Origin of the sequence: Corynebacterium sp. HMSC063G05 (assembly GCF_001810555.1) — a bacterium.
Taxonomy (GTDB): domain Bacteria; phylum Actinomycetota; class Actinomycetes; order Mycobacteriales; family Mycobacteriaceae; genus Corynebacterium; species Corynebacterium jeikeium_D.
This window is the reverse complement of sequence record NZ_KV801849.1, coordinates 16,460-33,898: the sequence shown is the minus strand read 5'-3', so window position 1 is coordinate 33,898 and position 17,439 is coordinate 16,460. Positions and strand designations below refer to the sequence as shown.

At 60.3% G+C, this 17,439-nt stretch carries 12 protein-coding genes; 7 read left to right on the top strand and 5 right to left on the bottom strand.

Going from position 1 to position 17,439, the window contains the following annotated elements; all coding sequences use genetic code 11:
* Positions 1 to 49 precede the first annotated feature (49 nt).
* From HMPREF2751_RS04665 to HMPREF2751_RS04650, 4 genes are all read right to left on the bottom strand, one after another.
* A complete protein-coding gene (locus HMPREF2751_RS04665) occupies positions 50 to 1,144 on the bottom strand; it encodes a DNA glycosylase AlkZ-like family protein (protein ID WP_069359779.1) in 1,095 nt (364 codons plus the stop codon).
* 34 nt (positions 1,145 to 1,178) lie between these two features.
* On the bottom strand, positions 1,179 to 3,680 hold the full coding sequence (locus HMPREF2751_RS04660; RefSeq protein ID WP_053087280.1) for a HelD family protein: 2,502 nt from the start codon (positions 3,678 to 3,680) through the stop codon (positions 1,179 to 1,181).
* Positions 3,681 to 3,813: 133 nt separating this feature from the next.
* The gene (locus HMPREF2751_RS04655) at positions 3,814 to 4,683 is read right to left on the bottom strand and encodes a DoxX family protein (protein ID WP_016422909.1); all 870 of its coding nucleotides are present in this window, start codon (positions 4,681 to 4,683) and stop codon (positions 3,814 to 3,816) included.
* A 189-nt stretch (positions 4,684 to 4,872) separates the two neighbouring features.
* Positions 4,873 to 5,580, bottom strand: a complete 708-nt coding sequence (locus HMPREF2751_RS04650) for an MBL fold metallo-hydrolase (RefSeq protein WP_070595576.1) — start codon at positions 5,578 to 5,580, stop codon at positions 4,873 to 4,875.
* 139 nt (positions 5,581 to 5,719) lie between these two features.
* Between HMPREF2751_RS04650 and uvrA the strand changes: the two genes are divergently transcribed.
* Entirely contained in the window at positions 5,720 to 8,572 is a 2,853-nt protein-coding gene (gene uvrA / locus HMPREF2751_RS04645; RefSeq protein ID WP_070437626.1) for an excinuclease ABC subunit UvrA, read from the top strand.
* Position 8,573: 1 nt separating this feature from the next.
* On the opposite strand, the gene HMPREF2751_RS04640 is transcribed toward uvrA, so the two are convergent.
* Positions 8,574 to 11,045 (bottom strand): DUF2339 domain-containing protein, encoded by a 2,472-nt coding sequence (locus HMPREF2751_RS04640; RefSeq protein ID WP_070566246.1) that lies wholly within the window; start codon positions 11,043 to 11,045, stop codon positions 8,574 to 8,576.
* A gap of 411 nt (positions 11,046 to 11,456) precedes the next feature.
* On the opposite strand from HMPREF2751_RS04640, the gene infC reads away from it, so the two are divergent.
* The 6 genes from infC to pheT all read left to right on the top strand — a co-directional run bounded on the left by infC (position 11,457) and on the right by pheT (position 17,427).
* Positions 11,457 to 12,008, top strand: a complete 552-nt coding sequence (infC, locus tag HMPREF2751_RS04635) for a translation initiation factor IF-3 (RefSeq protein WP_005511730.1) — start codon at positions 11,457 to 11,459, stop codon at positions 12,006 to 12,008.
* A 76-nt stretch (positions 12,009 to 12,084) separates the two neighbouring features.
* Entirely contained in the window at positions 12,085 to 12,279 is a 195-nt protein-coding gene (gene rpmI, locus HMPREF2751_RS04630; RefSeq protein ID WP_005511726.1) for a 50S ribosomal protein L35, read from the top strand.
* Between the two features lie 77 nt (positions 12,280 to 12,356).
* Positions 12,357 to 12,740, top strand: coding sequence for a 50S ribosomal protein L20 (rplT, locus tag HMPREF2751_RS04625; protein ID WP_016422904.1), 384 nt, complete (start codon positions 12,357 to 12,359; stop codon positions 12,738 to 12,740).
* A gap of 183 nt (positions 12,741 to 12,923) precedes the next feature.
* On the top strand, positions 12,924 to 13,754 hold the full coding sequence (locus HMPREF2751_RS04620) for a TrmH family RNA methyltransferase (RefSeq protein ID WP_016422903.1): 831 nt from the start codon (positions 12,924 to 12,926) through the stop codon (positions 13,752 to 13,754).
* Between the two features lie 98 nt (positions 13,755 to 13,852).
* Positions 13,853 to 14,902 (top strand): phenylalanine--tRNA ligase subunit alpha, encoded by a 1,050-nt coding sequence (gene pheS / locus HMPREF2751_RS04615; protein ID WP_049170371.1) that lies wholly within the window; start codon positions 13,853 to 13,855, stop codon positions 14,900 to 14,902.
* 32 nt (positions 14,903 to 14,934) lie between these two features.
* Positions 14,935 to 17,427, top strand: a complete 2,493-nt coding sequence (gene pheT / locus HMPREF2751_RS04610) for a phenylalanine--tRNA ligase subunit beta (protein ID WP_070595574.1) — start codon at positions 14,935 to 14,937, stop codon at positions 17,425 to 17,427.
* Positions 17,428 to 17,439 lie beyond the last annotated feature (12 nt).

Below are 17,439 nucleotides of genomic sequence, written 5' to 3'. Positions count from 1 at the left end.
TTTAGCTTTCGCTTTAAACCGGCATCTCTTAGTTGAGGTGCCGGTTTTTCTATTGCCGGCCGGTGATAATCCCTTCTTCAACTACAAAAGGCCAGCTAATTCCGTTTCTGGTTAAGACCTGGTTGCGAAGGGATTCAGGAAGAATTTCGGTGCGGCTGCCGTAGCCCATGAGGTACTCGTCAAAAGCGGGCAGTCGAAGCGTCAGTGAAAGCGCGGCTTCAAGCTCGGCTTCAGTTACGTTCTGCTGCCATGTCGGCATGAAGTACTCATTTTGCGCGAGATTTTCGCCGATGAATTCTGTGCCAGTTGGCGCGTCCGGAGAGGCAGAGGAATCGAGGGAGAAAGGAACTATTAAGTGGTCGATAAGCTTAAGGGCCTTTTTCGCTTGAGTTTTCGTCATCCCCAGCCACCACGCGAAGTCAGCTACACAGATAGGTCCGCGGGAATTAACATAGCGCCAGGCAATGTCGGCCAGCGTGGAATCAGCTGAGTGTTCTGTGCTGGAGCCCTCTGTGGTATTTGCTGAGAGGCCGCCTTTGAAAGTTACGTCGGCAAGCAGGACGAAGGTATCTTCGGATCCTTTTCGTGGCCCTTGGACGACAGCGCCTTCGCCGCCGAATGTGCGCAGTAGGTGAGGACCTCTTTGTTCCGTGGGGTCTATTCCATGATCTGCGAAAACCTCATAGGCTTCAGTCCGAGTCAGCGGGTCGGACAGGCCACGTGAGCGCAATTCGGAATGAAATGCTGCCCTTGCGGTCTGCACATCATCTTGAGAAAGCCCGAGTGTCGTACGACGTCTTGCTGCTGCCTTTTCGATGCGCGGATTCGTCAACCTCATAATTGCTCGCGCGTCTTGCGCTGAAACAAAGTGCAGGGTGCCTCGTTGCGACCAACAGCGAACGATGTCGTAAGAAGAAATGGCTGCTAAAACATCGTCGGTGGTGCTGCCACTGCGCAAGGCGATGGCATCAACACCGTTCGAATAATTCTGTCCTTGCAGAGCAACCATGCCATGCGTTGCTGATAATGCAGGCGACTTGAGGTTTGTATTCCAATCGCTGCGTGCTTGACTTGCAGCTAACCCCTGGGCAATGAGACGGCGTGCGCGAAGTTCAGCTAGCTGAGGTAGATAGTTTTGGGACATTATGTCTCACTCATTCTGTACGGCACTATCCTCGTCATTCTAACCACTGCAGCTCCGGCAAAACGCCTGACTGCTGAGGCGCCACAACAATTAGCCCCTGGGTCGCACGAGTCAGTGCAACGTACAGGTCCTGTAGCCCCTGTGGGGATTGCGCCACAATCTGGTCGGGCGCAACGACGATGACCTCGTCGAATTCCAGGCCTTTTGAGGTCGTGATGTCGTAGACCGCGCAGTTGGTGAGTTTGCTGGGGCGAGTAGCAGGTGCGTCATCGGCGGCACTAGCCCCGCCAGCACCATCAGGGTCACCATCTCCATCAGCTCCACCACCGAGAAAATCCCGCACCTCCGCGCGCGTGGCTTCGAGCAACTCGGCGGGCGCGATTACAGCGACCAGGCGGTCCGGCTGCGCAACCTGCTCCACATGCGTCAGAGCCTCCGCGACGGTGTGGGCCTGAACAGGCTTGCGGCCGGTCGCGCGGATCGACTGCGGCGCCTCCAGCTCCGGGTCAATCTCAGCCAGGACGCTGGCGGCAACCTCCATCACCTCAGCTGGGGTGCGGTAGTTGACGGTTAGCTCGTGGAGATGCCACCTCGATCCGATGATGGGTTCCAGCACATCGTCCCAGGTCGCGGCGCCTGCGGGGGAGCCCGTCTGGGCCACGTCGCCGACGAGGGTCATCCAGCCGTTGGGGCTGCGGCGGCGCAGCATTCGCCAGGCCATCGCGGAGAGTTCCTGAGCCTCGTCGACGATGACATGGCCGTAGGCCCACAGGCGATCCGCCGCCGCCCGCTCGGCGGTGGATCGCAGGTCGCGCTCACGGTGGCGTTCGGCCAGTGCCTCGGCATCGATGACGTCATACGCTGACAAGATCTCGGCCTCGAAGCCGTCGTCAAGATCCTGGGACGCAGAACTGGACAGGGTATCCAACGCGCCCTGCGCCTCCTCGACGCGGGCCTGCCAATCCTCTTCATCGGCCTCCGCGTCACCAACTGGGCCGAGGAGTTCCGCCAGCTCGTCGAGAAGCGGGGCGTCGGAAGGCATCCAGTCGGTGCCTTCCGGCCGGTAGAGAGCCTCGCGCGTCAGCTCGTCGTAATCGGTGGCGGCGTAGTCGATGGCCTCGCGAGAGCTCAGCAGTTCCGACAGCACCCGCTCGGGCGTAAGCGCAGGCCACAGCTCGTCGAGGATGTCGGCAACTGCTCCGGATTCGTCGATTTCGTCGCGTAAGTCGGCAACGTCGGTCACGGACAGCAGGTTCTCGCCGCCCAGCGGGTCGGCGCCGATGACCTCGGCCATCTGCGCGGCCAGGAGCTCCACCACGTGATCGCGGAAAATCGGCCGGGCCAGATTGTGGGGTTTCCGAGTCCGCCGCGCACGCGTGCGTGCAGCTTTCACCATGTCAGGTGTGATCGTCAGGGTGATGTTGTCGTTCCGGACTTCAAGAGGTTCCGCGGGGAGCTCCTGGTAGGCCCGCACGGCTTCGCGCAGGATAGTGAGCATCTCAATCGAGCCCTTAACTTCCTGCGCAACCAGGGGTTCGGGGTTGTGTCCGTCGATAAGCGCGTTGGAACCGCGCACGCCGGGGTAGAGATCGGCAATGGTGGTCAGTACCACGCCCGTTTCGCCGAGGCTCGGCAGCACGCGCGAGATGTAGTCGAGGAAGGTTGTGTTCGGGCCGATGATGAGGACACCGGTTTTCGCCAGTTGATCGCGGTAGGTGTAGAGAAGCCATGCGACGCGATGCAGCGCCACTGCCGTCTTGCCTGTGCCGGGACCGCCCTGGACAACCAAGGTTCCGCGGGTGGAGTCGCGGATGATGAGGTCCTGCTCGCGCTGGATGGTCTCCACAATGCCGCGCATATGGCCGGTGCGCGCTTGATTCATGACCTCCCGCAGCACCGATTCGCCACCGACGCCCGCTTCAACTTCGGTCTCGTGTGCGCTGTCGGCTTCCTCGCCGGAGAGCCATTCGTCGTCAATGCTGCGGACCTTCCGGCCGTGAGTGCGCAGGTGTCGACGCAGACTGACTCCCTCGGGATGCGCGGTCGTGGCCAGGTAAAACGGGCGCGCGCCGTCGGCACGCCAATCCATGATGACCGTGCGGTAGTCGTCGTCTTCATCGGACAGGCCGATTCGCCCGATGTATCGCTTATCGACGGTCGCCCCCGGCCCTTCCTCTGCCAAAGGATTGTCGGGGTCTGTGTCATCGATATCGATTCGACCAAAGACCAGGCCAATCTCGGCTGAGCGGTAGCGGTCCAGATTAGCCTGTAGTCGGTGGTATTCCACCTCGCGTTCAACGCGGGCTTGCGGGTCTGGGTCGTCGATGAGCATGACCTGGCGCAGGTACTCTTGGTCGCGCTCGCGTGCCCGGTCGAGGAAGCTGAACGCACGGTCGACGTAGGCCTGTTCGGCAGCGAGGATGCTTTCTTCTTCTCGCTGTGGTGCTGAACTTGCCTGGTCCGGCAGACCTGCCTGGCCAGTGTGGCCAATGCGGCCTGTCTGGTCCTGCCCGGGCTCGGATGCGCGCGACGCCAACCTGGTCTCCTCAACGAATCGCAAAATTAGTGCTAACTGATGTGCTGAATGAATATAAAAATATGAAAACGCTCCCGCACGCGTAGTGGCGTGGGGAGCGTTTAAGTATACTGCTTTAACTGCGGCAGCAAACTTACTGCAGGCGCTTCTGCGCCTTCTTTGCGGACTTCTTGGCCTCCTTGGAAGCCTTGGCTGCGCGCTTGCGCAGTTCCTTGCGCTGCTTGCGAGTGTCCTTCTTGAGATCCTTGCCCAGGTCCTCGGCATAGTCGCGCGCGTCCTCAGCGAGCTCGGTAGCCTTGGCAATCCAGTCGTCCTTGTTGTCCTCGACGTAGCTCTTAGCGGTGTCGAAGGCGTCGGTGAGTTGCTCGCGCCAGCCGTCCTTGTTGTCCTCGACGTATTCACGAGCCCCATCGGTGGCCTCAGATGCGCGGTCGCGGAGCAGCCCGGCCTTTTCGCGGACGTTCTCGCCGGCGGAAGCGAAGGCTGCGCTGATTTCCTCAGTGCGCTGCTCGGTTTCAGACTTGGTCGGCAGGGCAGCCTGAACCTTCTTGTTCAGCTGCTTGCCAGCCTTCTCAGCGCGCCAAGCGACACCCGGCTTGCCGTCGGTGTCAGCGGTAGCAAGGAAGAGGCCGCCCAGCAAACCGATGTCGGTCAGGAAACCAGTGCGGCGAGCTGCCTTCTCCTTCGAATCCTGGGTCTCCCAGAATGCGTGGCGAGCCAGCATCGTCGGAACTTGTGCAGCGACCAGAGCGGTGGCGGACAGGCGTGGGGCCTTACCCAGAGCGTAGAGGGAACCCGCAGCAACCTTGGTGCCAGCGACGACCTGGACAACCAGCTTCTCGCTATTTGGCACGTACTTGTTGTACTGGTTCGGGGTTACGGAGCGGACGCGGGCAATCAGGTCGCGTGCGCCCTCTTCATGATCCTTCTGGTTCATCAGCGTGTCGACACCGTCGGCAACGAAAACCGAGGCCAGCATTGGTCGGGCAAACTTGCGAATCATCTAAATTCCATCTCCTTTGTCGTCCAGGTGAAACCGTGTTTTTGGCCATCTGGTCGCTGTAATTCACTATTAATCCTACGCAGCCCGGCCTATTTATGTCGCGGGATTGACGAGTTTTTCAGAAGCTCCGGCTGCATCCAGCGCTGCCAACCACACTCATCCAGCACTACCGACCACGCTCATCCAGCGCTACCAACCACGCTGGCGCCAGTTCTCGACCTCGGGGCTCTCGACACCAACTGTGGTGTCTTTGCCGTGGCCGGGGTGAATCACCGAGTCGGCGGGGTAGACGTGAAAGAGGCGGCTCTCGACATCGTCGATAAGCTGCGTGAAATCCTCGGGCGAGTACGTTTTGCCGACACCGCCTGGGAAGATGCTGTCACCGACGAAGAGGTGGTGTGACGGGGTGTCGTCGGAAAGCGCGCCGGCTTCCTTGGCGGACAGGTCGAGGCAGAGGCCGCCCTTGGTGTGTCCGCGAAGGATGAACGTGGGCAGCGTGATGTCCTCGCCGAACGTGATGGTCTCGCCGCCGTCGAGCTGCTGGTCGGCGGGCTCGGGAATGTCGGCAGCGTCGAGGCTGGACGTGATGTGGCGGGCCGGGAATGACTGCAGGAGCTCGCCGAGCGCCTGAACGTGATCGCCGTGGGAGTGCGTGGTGACAATCGTGCGGACCTGCGCGCCGACGTGCTCAACCAGGCGGATTAGATGGTCGGCGTCGGTGGCGGCGTCGATAAGTAGGGAATTGTCGGGCTCGCGGGAGTCGACCAAAAGGTAGACGTTGTTGTCCATCGATCCGACGGAGGTCTTATAAATAGTGACATTGCCGTAGTCAATGCGCTCAACGCCGCGCGTTCTCGGCGAGTTGGAGTAAGGGCTGATTGTAATGTCGTCGTTCATGCGCCCCAGGGTAATGAGGTGTCTGTCGGCGCGCTAGGAGCGCAACGTAACCACGAGTCTCTGAACACATGTGCGAAAAATTGGTTATGGACTGTAGACTAGTCGGCAGTGAATCGTCGACGAATTGAGGTTTCCCACTGTGGCTGAACGTCTAGTGGTCAGAGGCGCCCGCGAGCATAACCTGCAGGGTGTTGACATCGATTTGCCCAGAGACAAGATGGTGGTTTTCACAGGTCTGTCGGGGTCGGGTAAATCGTCACTGGCATTTGACACAATTTTCGCCGAGGGCCAGCGCCGTTACGTGGAGTCGCTGAGCTCCTATGCGCGCATGTTCCTGGGGCAGATGGAAAAGCCCGATGTAGAGATGATTGAGGGGCTCTCGCCGGCGGTGTCGATCGACCAGAAGTCGACGAACCGCAACCCGCGCTCGACCGTCGGAACCATCACTGAAGTGTATGACTACCTGCGTCTTCTCTACGCGCGCACCGGTACTCCGCACTGTCCGACCTGTGGGGAAGTAATCTCCTCACAGACTCCACAGCAGATCGTCGATCAGGTCATGGAAATGCCGGAGGGCACCAAATTCCAGGTCCTCGCACCCGTCGTGCGCACGCGCAAGGGTGAATTCGTCGACCTGTTTGAACGCCTCGCATCCGAGGGCTACGCGCGTGTCATCGTCGATGGTGAAATGCACCGTCTAACGGATCCGCCGAAGCTGAAGAAGCAGGTCAAGCATGACATTGACGTGGTCATTGACCGTCTCCAGGTGAAGGAGTCGCAGCAGCGCAGGCTCACCGATTCCGTCGAAACGGCGCTTCTGCTTGCCGACGGCGTCGTGGTCATCGACGCCGTCGGGCTAGAGGCGGACGACCCGCGTCGAACCCAGCGGTTCTCGGAGAAGATGGCCTGCCCGAATGGGCACCGTATTGCTATCGATGAGTTGGAGCCACGGTCGTTTTCCTTTAACTCGCCGTATGGTGCGTGCCCGGAGTGTGACGGTATCGGTACCAAGCTGGAGGTGGACACGGACCTGGTGATTCCAGATCCGTCGCTGCCGACGATTGAGGCGATTGCGCCGTGGCGGCAGACGCTGAACAAGAAGTACTTTGAAAAGCTGGTTGAAGGCCTCGCCACCGAGATGAGCTTCGACCCGACCACGCCTTTCGAAGACCTCACAGCGCCGCAGCGCAAGGCCCTGCTGCATGGTTCCAGCCACAAGGTCACGGTGCGTTACCGCAATCGCTACGGCCGTACTCGCCAGTACACCGCACCTTTCGAAGGCGTGATGCCGTACCTGCACCGCAAGCTGTCACAGGCGGAGAGCGACTCTCAGAAGGAGCGTTTCCAGGGGTACATGCGTGAGGTGCCGTGCCCGGCATGTAGCGGTACTCGTTTGCGTCCGGAGATTCTTTCGGTGACGTTGGATTCGGCGGAGTTCGGGCAGAAGAATATTGCCGAGCTGACAGAGCTATCGGTTCACGATGGCTCGGCATTCCTGAATTCGCTGACTCTGGGCAAGCGCGAGGAAATGATTGCCGGGCGTGTTCTGCGTGAGGTGCAGGCTCGTCTGAAATTCCTGCTTGACGTTGGCCTGGATTATCTGTCCCTGTCTCGTTCGGCAGGCACGCTGTCCGGTGGTGAAGCGCAGCGAATTCGTCTGGCCACACAGATTGGTTCGGGGCTCGCTGGCGTGCTCTATGTCTTAGATGAGCCCTCGATTGGTCTTCACCAGCGTGATAACAACCGTCTAATCAAGACTCTGAAAAACCTGCGCGACCTGGGCAATACCCTGATTGTGGTCGAGCATGATGAGGACACGATTCGCGAGGCCGATTGGCTGGTCGACATTGGGCCAAAGGCCGGTGAATACGGTGGACAAATCGTCTACCAGGGTGAACCGTCTGGCATCGTTGACTGCGAGGAATCACTGACAGGTGCGTATCTCTCGGGTCGTCGGGTATTGGCGGTGCCGGAGAACCGTCGTGCGATTGATAAGTCGCGCATGGTGACGGTCAAGGGCGCTCGCGAAAACAACCTGAAGAAGATTGACGTGAAGTTCCCCCTCGGCGTGTTGACCTGCGTTACGGGTGTTTCCGGGTCCGGCAAGTCCACCTTGGTCAACGAAATCCTGGCCAAGGTGATGAGCAACGAGCTCAACGGTGCTCGTCAGGTGCCGGGTCGACACAGCCGCGTGGAGGGGTTGGATCAGCTGGACAAGCTGGTGCAAGTTGATCAGTCGCCGATTGGTCGCACCCCGCGTTCCAACCCAGCGACGTACACCGGTGTGTTCGACAAGATCCGCAACCTCTTCGCCGAGACGCAAGAGGCCAAGGTTCGTGGCTATAAGCCCGGTCGATTCAGCTTCAACGTCAAGGGCGGCCGCTGTGAGGCGTGTAAGGGCGACGGCACCATCAAGATTGAGATGAACTTCCTGCCGGACGTCTATGTGCCTTGCGAGGTTTGCCACGGCGCGCGCTACAACCGCGAAACGCTGGAGGTTCGTTACAAGGGCAAGACCATCGCTGAGGTTCTGGACATGCCCATCTCCGAGGCAGCGGAGTTCTTCGAGCCGATTCAGTCGATTGCGCGTTATCTCAATACGCTTGTCGACGTCGGCCTGGGCTATGTCCGTCTCGGGCAGGCGGCAACCACGCTCTCGGGTGGTGAGGCTCAGCGCGTGAAGTTGGCCAGTGAGCTGCAGAAGCGCTCCAATGGCCGGACGGTCTACATCTTGGATGAGCCGACCACGGGGCTGCATTTTGAGGACATCCGCAAGCTCATGTTGGTGTTGCAGGGCCTGGTGGACAAGGGCAACACCGTCATTGTCATTGAGCACAATTTGGATGTCATCAAGTCTGCGGATTGGATCATCGACATGGGGCCGGAAGGCGGCTCCGGCGGTGGCACCGTGGTTGTAGAGGGCACGCCGGAGGATGTCGCGAACTGTTCCGGCTCCCACACCGGGCAGTACCTGAAGCCGCTGCTTAAGTAGCTTAGGTAGTCGGCTCGTTTCCGTCGGAAATTCCAGGACCGTCGGTGCGGGTGATGCCTTCCATTCTGTCAGCAGCGGGGTCGGCATCTGCTGCGCCGCTCGCACCGGCAGCGTCGGCAGCAGCGCCGGCAGCGTCAGTATCGCTGGCGGTGCCGTCACGCTCCGGTGCCGCCGGCTCCTCGGCACTCTTCTGCTTCGCCCCGGAGACCGCCATGGCCAGCAGAATCAGACCACAGCCGAGGAACGCCAAGGCGCGGATAACGCCATCGAGCGTTGCCATGTCGTAGAAGATCAGCTTGACGATAGACAGCGCCGCAATCGTCAAACCCGCTGCCAGTCGCGCCGGAATGTGGTGGAACCTCTTCGATAGCACCAGCATGCCGGCAATCGTGGCCCAGAAAATACTCAGCAACATGTGTGCGGCGTTGAAGCTCACGCCAATAGTCGTGAGCAGCACGATAAATGGCATACCCAGTGCAGCCAGGCCAATCAGTGCAAAAGCTGGCGGTAGCTGCGACCTCGCTGCCGTCACGGCCAGGCCGACATCGGCGCACAGCAGGAACAACAGCGAAAGCGTTTCTGCCCACGTTGCCGAGTAATCAGCTGCGGCACCGGCATTCAACGCTGCGGGCAGGATGTAGAGGTGTACTACCGTTGCGCCGAGCAGCCAGGTCAGTGCCGCAATCTTTGTATATGGTGCCACGGCATCCTGGGTTGGTTCAGGAGCCTGTAGTCGTGCGCCAATCGCGCCGTGCTTCGGTGCTGTGGCCAGCGCCCAGACAAAGAGCGCGGCACCGATGGAGATTGGGATGAGACCCCAAGTGTGGGTTCCAGTATCGGCTCCTGAGCTCCTTTCCGGGCCTGCCACCGCGAGCGCTAGCCAGGGCAGAATTGCCGTGGCCAAGGCCATTGGGGCGAGATAGCGGAAGATGGCACGGTTCCAAAGGAATACTGCAGCAATTGCGATGAACAGCACGAATCCGCCGTAGAACAGCAGCCAGAGGCTGGAGGCGGACTGTGTGGCGTTGACCATTGGGACTGCAGCTACAACCGGAGTCGAGAAGGCAACTACTGACGTGATGGTGACCAGATCGTCTTCCCAGGTGCTGGTTTCCGAAGGCTCGTCGTCAAGCTCGGGAGTGAGTTGGCGAGCCATCGCCAGCGGGCCGAACTGGGCAAACACGAAAAGGGCAATGGTGAGTGCGGCGATTGCGGGCATCACCAGTGCATTGTTGGTCGTGATTACGCCGATGAGAACGTTTGCGCCGAGCAGGAATGCGACTACGTACTTCCGGAAGGGGACGTTCAGGAGGCAGACGATAGCGGCGATGACCATCAGTTGAAGGGTGATTTGCGCGAGCGAGGAGCTCAGCGGGCGGGCGTGGAAGTCGAGGCCGATCGTCGCCCACAGCATTAATCCGGTGTTGATTGTGATTGTCCACGCCGCGGTTGCACTCGACTTCGTCCACCGCGCGCCGTATAGACCGACTGCAGCGAAAGGCAACATGATGACCAGCGTCGCCGCCACCGGAATCCAGTCGAGGAGGTAGGACATCGACATCGTTGTCAGGTGCGCAGCGGCTAGTGATGTCGCAATCAACGCCGTCACGCCAGCAGGCGGTGCTTGACGACGGTGCGCTCGCACAGCTGCGACCGCGAGCACGGCGGCCAACAAGTAAGCCAGGACCACACGACCGGCCGGTCCGATCAGGCCGGATTGGATTGCGACCGCGACGAAAAATGCGATACCGGCAGCGGTGATGAGACCACCGAAGATGGCGATGATTCTGATGATTGCCTTCTCGTTGCGCCACCAGGGCTCGCGAGGTTCACGCGGTGCCTCTGGCAGCTTCGGTGGCGGGGTGGAGTCTGTGGGAGAAGACTGTGGCGAGGGAGAAGACTGCGGCGACTTCGAATCCCGCCGCCATTGGTGGGCAGAGGGGAAGCCAAACATCGGCTGCGCAGCTGCGTCGCTCTGTGGCAGGGGAGCTGGTTGATTCCGCCAGTCCGCTTGTGTTGGCGGTGGTGGCACCTGTATCTGCTGAGACTGCTGGGGATACTGCGGTGTGGCGAGCGTCTGCTCAGCCTGCGGTTCCCAACGGGGAGGAGGTGCCTGCTCTAGTGGCGGACTGGGCGCTGGCGGCGGTTGCGGATTGTGTTGATGTGCCCCTTGAGGTGCAGCATGGGGCGGCGCTTGAGGTACCGGCGCAGATTCCGCTCCCGTAGTGTGAGGCGCGTGCGGTCCAGTCGGCGCTTGCCCGCTTGCCTGAGAAAGGCGCACCTGCCAAGTACGGGTGAGCTGAGCCAGCCGAAGCGAGCTGGCCTCCAAATCTGCCAGAGCATGGGAAAGCTCTGAGACGGAGTCGCCGGTCAGGACAAAATCGCCGGTCGGTGGCTTGTCGTATCGGGCGGAATGCTGATTAGGATCGGTGTTCTCGGCTTTAGGGCCAAAGCCGTTGGAGCCAGTATTCATGGTGACGACTTTAATCGTGTTTGGCCTAAAAACTATGGAGAGAATCTACCAATCTGATTACAATTCGGATTGCACTTTTTTGACGCTTGGTATCGCGTCGGGTGCCGATGGTGAATAACCCGGAGTGAGAGCCGGTTTTGGTATGCGAGAACAGCTGTGTTAACATCTCGTCTACGACCGCCAGAATGCGATGCTTGCTGCCTTCGGGGAGCATTTAGTTGCATTCGGCAGCGAAGAGGATTTAAGTCCCACCCTAGGTGCGCCAAAGAATTACGGTAGCGCCGGGGTCCACCCTAATCGGTGATGTCACATCGCACGATTGGAAGGCGTCCTTATACAGTGTGTAGTAATCCGCTGTAGACGCGTGGCTTTTCTTCCTTTCCCGCTTGCTATCGCGGTTTGAAACGAAGATTGTTCAGGTTCAACCTAGGAGGCCACATCAGCGCTGAAGCTCGTATTAACGAGGATATTCGAGTACCGGAAGTCCGCCTTGTAGGACCGAATGGTGAGCAGGTGGGCGTTGTCCGCACCGGTGACGCACTCAAGCTCGCTTACGAAGCAGACCTTGACCTGGTTGAGGTTGCTCCGCGAGCAAAGCCGCCGGTCGCCAAGATTATGGACTACGGCAAGTTCAAGTACGAACAAGCCCAGAAGGCACGCGAGGCTCGAAAGAACCAGCAGCAGACTGTGGTCAAGGAGCAGAAGTTCCGTCCGAAGATTGATGACCACGACTACGAAACCAAGAAGAACAACGTTGTTCGTTTCTTGGAGAAGGGTTCGAAGGTCAAGGTCACGATTATGTTCCGTGGCCGTGAACAGTCTCGTCCAGAACTGGGATTCCGCCTGTTGGAGCGTCTGGCCGCCGATGTCGAAGAGTACGGCACCGTCGAGTCTCGCCCGAAGCAGGACGGTCGCAACATGACTATGGTCCTGGGGCCGGTTCGGAATAAGGGTAAGAAGTAACCGACCTGACCAGAAATGGTTGTAAACGAGATTTTTGCGCCACGAGCGTCAAAGATCGGTAGGGGAGAGTTTTAACATGAAGCAGAAGACCCACAAGGGCACCGCAAAGCGCATCAAGGTTACCGGTTCCGGCAAGCTGCGCCGCGAGCAGGCTAATCGCCGCCACCTCCTGGAGGGCAAGCCGTCCACTCGTACCCGTCGCCTGAAGGGCACCACGGACGTTGCTAAGTCGGACGTCAAGCGCGTCAAGCGTCTGCTGGGCAAGGCTTAGTTTTTCAAGCCTCGTCCCAGGGCAATCGCCCTCTTAATTTCACTAGTTCTTAAAGACAACGAAAAGGAAGTATCACCGTGGCACGTGTGAAGCGGTCTGTTAACGCTAAGAAGAAGCGTCGCGAAGTTCTCGATTCCGCAAAGGGCTACCGTGGTCAGCGCTCCCGCCTGTACCGCAAGGCCAAGGAGCAGATGCTCCACTCCAAGACCTACGAGTTCCGCGATCGCCGCCACCGTAAGGGTCAGTTCCGTCGTCTGTGGATTCAGCGTATCAACGCTGCTGCCCGCGCTAACGACATCACCTACAACCGCTTCGTCCAGGGCCTGAACCTGGCTGGCGTTGAGGTTGACCGTAAGAACCTGGCTGAGATGGCTGTCAACGACCCACAGGCATTCGCTGCTCTGGTCAAGGTCGCTAAGGATGCTCTGCCGGAGGACGTCAACGCTCCTGCTGCTAAGTAAAGCAGCTACGAGGTAACTCGTACGTAGCGTCGGCAAGCGCCTGCGACCGGCAGTGCGCCTGCCAACATCTTTGAAAAACCACCGTCGATTGGGTTAACGAATAACCTCGACGGTGGTTTTTCGTATCCGCACTGGCCTGCTGGCGGTTATGAATCCCGAGCCGCATCACTAGGATTAATCACTATGAACTCTGCGCTGTACTTCAACGACGAGCCGTTTACTCCTCGCACCCCGCGAGTCTCGGCGGCTATTCAGCTCCACCGTGCGGCCAAGCGGAAGAAGGCCGGGCGCTTCCTCATCGAGGGCTTCAATTCCGTCGATGCGGCTATCCGCGCAGAGGCTGTCGTAGAAATTTTCGTCACCGCTGCCGCCGCCGAGCAGTTCCGCGAGCTGCTCACGGGGTATCTCGAATCGGGGACGCAGCGTAAGTCTGTTTCGCTTATCGACGCCGCCGCCGCCCGCTCTTTAAGTGAAACTGTCACCACCACCGGACTCTTCGCTGTCTGCGACACAGGTGCGGTGTCCATTTCGTTGGAAGAGGCCATTGAGGTTGGAAAGCAGTCCGGCTGTCTGGTGATTCCGGTGGAGTGCAATGACCCGGGTAATGTCGGCACGATTGTGCGTATGACTGATGCTCTCGGAGCTGGTGCGGTTATCCTTGCTGGCGATTCGGTTGACCCGTTGAATTCTAAGGCCGTGCGTTCGTCGGCAGGTTCTGTTTTTCATACCCCTGTCGCACGCGAGCGCGATATTGATGTCGTTATGGAGAAAGTCAGGGAAGCGGGCTTTACCACCCTCGCCACGGCGATGGATGGCGCTCTCACGCTCGGCGTTGATGCGCTTCCCGACGGTCCCGTCGCCTGGCTTTTCGGCAACGAAGCCCATGGCCTGTCGGAGGAGATTACGGCCTCGGCGGGGGCAAGTGTGTCCATCCCGATTAAGGGCGAGGCAGAGTCGTTGAACCTCGCCACCGCAGCGGCCATGTGCCTGTGGGAGACGGTTCGGGGTAAGTAGGAAACCTCGATGGTGAGGTGCATGCACGTGTGCAGTTATCCTCGACTATGATTGTTCCATCACAAGAACTGATAGTCCTATATAGAAGTGGTTGACACGTGAGCGATTCGCCAAATCCTATCGATCTTTCCGAGGAAGCCCTCCAGGCGGCTGCGCAGAAGGCCACGGGTGCCTTTGATGCTGCCGGCAACCTGGATGAGCTTTCTGCCGCCCGCCGTGAGCACTTGGGGGATGAAGGCTACATTCCGCAGGCTCGCCGCGCGCTGGGCTCCATTCCGAAGGCTGAGCGCAAGGATGCTGGTCGTCGCGTAAATGTTGTTCGCGGAGCCGTCGAAAAGCACTATGCTGAGCGTCTTGCAGTGCTGGAGGAAGAGGAAAACGCGCGTCGCCTGGTCGCGGAGCGTATCGACGTGTCGGTGGACACCACGCAGAGTCAGCGTGGCGGTATGCACCCAATTACCATCCTGTCCGAGCAGATTGGTGACATCTTCGTGGGCATGGGCTGGGAAATCGCCGAGGGCCCAGAGGTCGAAGCCGAGTACTTCAACTTTGACGCGCTGAACTTCCTGCCGGATCACCCGGCTCGTACTCTGCAGGATACTTTCCACATTGCGCCGGAAGGATCCAAGCAGGTGCTGCGTACGCACACCTCGCCGGTCCAGGTTCGCACTCTGCAGTCACGTGACCTGCCGATTTACGTTATCTGCCCGGGCCGTACCTTCCGCACCGATGAGCTCGACGCCACCCACACCCCGGTCTTCCACCAGGTGGAGGGACTCGCTGTGGACAAGGGGCTGACCATGGGGCACCTGCGCGGCACGCTGGATCACATGGCAAAGGCGCTGTTCGGTCCGGAGACCAAGACCCGCATGCGCACCAACTACTTCCCGTTCACTGAGCCGTCCGCTGAGGTTGACGTCTGGTTCCCGAATAAGAAGGGCGGCGCAGGCTGGATCGAGTGGGGTGGCTGCGGCATGGTCAACCCGAACGTGCTGCGTGCCTCCGGTATTGACCCGGAGGTGTACTCGGGCTTCGCGTTCGGCATGGGCCTGGAGCGCACCCTGCAGTTCCGCAACGGCCTGACCGACATGCGCGACATGGTCGAAGGCGACGTCCGCTTCACGCAGCCGTTCGGTATCCGCGGCTAATTCACTGACCTACAGATAGGAGTTTTACTTACATGTTCATTCCACAGTCGTGGGTCACTGAAATCGTTCGCGGCCCAGAGAACACCATCAACCCGGACTGGTCCGTTACCCCGGACGAGTTGGATGAGGGCTTTGTCCGCGTTGGTTTTGAAACCGAGGGGCACGAGCCGCTGGAGAAGGTCGAGGGGCCGCTGGTTTTCGGTCGCGTCGACCACATTGAGGAGCTCGAGGGCTTTAAGAAGCCAATTCGCTTCTGTCAGGTCAATGTCGGTGATGTCAATGGCACCGGCGAGCTGCAGGAGATCATCTGTGGTGCCCGCAACTTTGAAGAGGGCTCCATTGTTATCGTCGCACTGCCGGGCTGCGTGCTGCCGGGTGGGTTCGAGATTTCCGCACGGAAGACTTACGGCAAGATTTCCAACGGCATGCTCTGCTCCGAAGCTGAGCTGGGTATGACCGATTCCTCCGCCGGTATTCTGACGCTGCCGTCGGCCCCAGCTGAGCTGGGTTCGTGCGCCAAGGAATTCATCGGTCTCGATGACGAGAAGTTCGAGGTCAACATCACCCCGGACCGCAGTTACGCGCTGTCGGCCCGCGGTCTGGGCCGCGAGATCTGCTCCGCCTTCAACCTCGACTTCGCCGATCCAGCCAAGGTCAACGAGCTGCCGGTCGAAGGTGAGGTCCTGAACGTCACTATCGACGAGGACACCGACACCCGCCGCTTTGGTCTGCGCCGAGTCACCGGCATCGACCCGAACGCCGAGACCCCGTGGTGGATGCGTCGCCGCCTGCTGCTGGCTGGTCAGCGTCCGGTCAACGTGGCCACGGACGTCACCAACTATGTGATGCTACTGCTCGGTCAGCCGATGCACGCTTTCGACGGTTCCAAGATCGCTGGTGGCCTGCACATCCGCAACGCTAAGGCCGGCGAGACTCTGACCACCCTCGACCACGTGGACCGCAAGCTCGACCCGGCAGACGTTGTCATCTGCGACGACAATGGTATTCAGTCGCTGGCCGGCATCATGGGTGGTCTCACCTCCGAGATCGCCGACGACACCACCGATGTGGTCTTCGAGGCCGCCAACTGGTCGCCGCTGCATGTCTTCCGCAGTGGTCGCCGCCACAAGCTGAGCTCCGAGGCTTCACGACGTTTCGAGCGCGGCGTGGACACCGCTCTGGTCGAGCCGGCTCTGGATCTGGCCTGCCAGCTGCTCGCTGACATCGCCGGCGGCACTATCGACACTGGTCGCACCCTGCTCGGTGAGGTTGCCACCATGCCGACTATTGACTTTGCTGTCAACCGCGCCAGCGAAGTTGCGGGCGTTGATTACCCGCGTGAGACCGTCATTGGACGCCTGCGCGAGGTCGGTTGCGAGGTCGTCGACAACGGTGACCGCCTGGCTGTCACTCCGCCAACCTGGCGCTCGGACCTGACCATGTCCGCTGACCTGGTTGAGGAGATCCTACGTCTGGAGGGCCTGGAAGACATTCCGGTTATCCTCCCAATCGCCCCGGCCGGTCGCGGTCTGACCGAGCGTCAGCTGCGTCGCCGCTTCGTCGGCCACGCGCTGGCTCACAATGGCTACCTGGAGATTCTGCCGACACCGTTCATTGCCAACGATGTCTTCGACGTCTGGGGCCTGGACGCTGATGACCCGCGTCGTAACACCGTCAAGGTCATCAACCCGTTGGAGTCCGACCACGCTCAGCTGGGCACGACTCTGCTGCCGTCCATGCTTGAATCGCTGAAGCGCAATGTTGCTCGCGGCCAGGTCGACCTGTCGCTCTACGGTGTGGAGCAGGTATCCATCGAGCGCGGTAACGGTGTCTCGCCGATGCCGTCTACCGCGGGTCTGCCGAGCGAGGCCGAGCGCGCCGAGCTGCTGGAGTCGCTGCCGGAGCAGCCGCTGCACGTCGCCACTGTCGCCTGCGGTCGTATCCGCCTGGATAGCCCGTGGGGTGACGAGGCCGCGTACACCGTCGCCGACGCCATCGAAGCCGCGCGCATTGTTGCCCGCGCTGCCAACGTCGAGCTGGAGATCCGTAACGCTGAGGTGCTGCCGTGGCACCCGGGCCGCTGCGCTGAGCTGCTTGTCGACGGCGAGGTCGTCGGCCACGCCGGTGAGCTGCACCCGAAGGTGTGCAAGGACGCTGGTCTGCCGGAGCGCACCTGCGCGATGGAGATTAATCTCGATGCACTGCCAGTGACGGAGCACCTGCCGGCGCCGGTACTCAGCCCGTTCCCGGCTGTCCACCAGGACGTCGCGCTTGTTGTCAGCGATGAGGTCTCCGCCGCAGAGGTGGAGAAGACTCTGGTGGAGGGTGCTGGTGAGCTCCTCGAATCCATTCGTATCTTCGATGTTTACCGTTCCGAGCAGATGGGCGAAGGCGTTCGTTCACTGGCGTACTCCCTGCGTTTCCGCGCACCGGACCGTACGCTGAAGGAAGAGGAAGCTTCCGCGGCTCGCGAGGCGGCTATTGAGCTGGCCACTACCCGTCACGGCGCTCAGCTGCGTGGCTAAAAGGGGAGACCA

Excerpts from the sequence above, each read along its gene's own strand:
- HMPREF2751_RS04665 (WP_069359779.1), bottom strand. The coding sequence starts at position 1,144 with ATGTCCCAAAACTATCTACCTCAGCTAGCTGAACTTCGCGCACGCCGT.
- HMPREF2751_RS04655 (WP_016422909.1), bottom strand. The coding sequence starts at position 4,683 with ATGATTCGCAAGTTTGCCCGACCAATGCTGGCCTCGGTTTTCGTTGCC.
- HMPREF2751_RS04650 (WP_070595576.1), bottom strand. The coding sequence starts at position 5,580 with ATGAACGACGACATTACAATCAGCCCTTACTCCAACTCGCCGAGAACG.
- HMPREF2751_RS04640 (WP_070566246.1), bottom strand. The coding sequence starts at position 11,045 with ATGAATACTGGCTCCAACGGCTTTGGCCCTAAAGCCGAGAACACCGAT.
- rpmI (WP_005511726.1), top strand. The coding sequence starts at position 12,085 with ATGAAGCAGAAGACCCACAAGGGCACCGCAAAGCGCATCAAGGTTACC.
- HMPREF2751_RS04620 (WP_016422903.1), top strand. The coding sequence starts at position 12,924 with ATGAACTCTGCGCTGTACTTCAACGACGAGCCGTTTACTCCTCGCACC.
- pheT (WP_070595574.1), top strand. The coding sequence starts at position 14,935 with ATGTTCATTCCACAGTCGTGGGTCACTGAAATCGTTCGCGGCCCAGAG.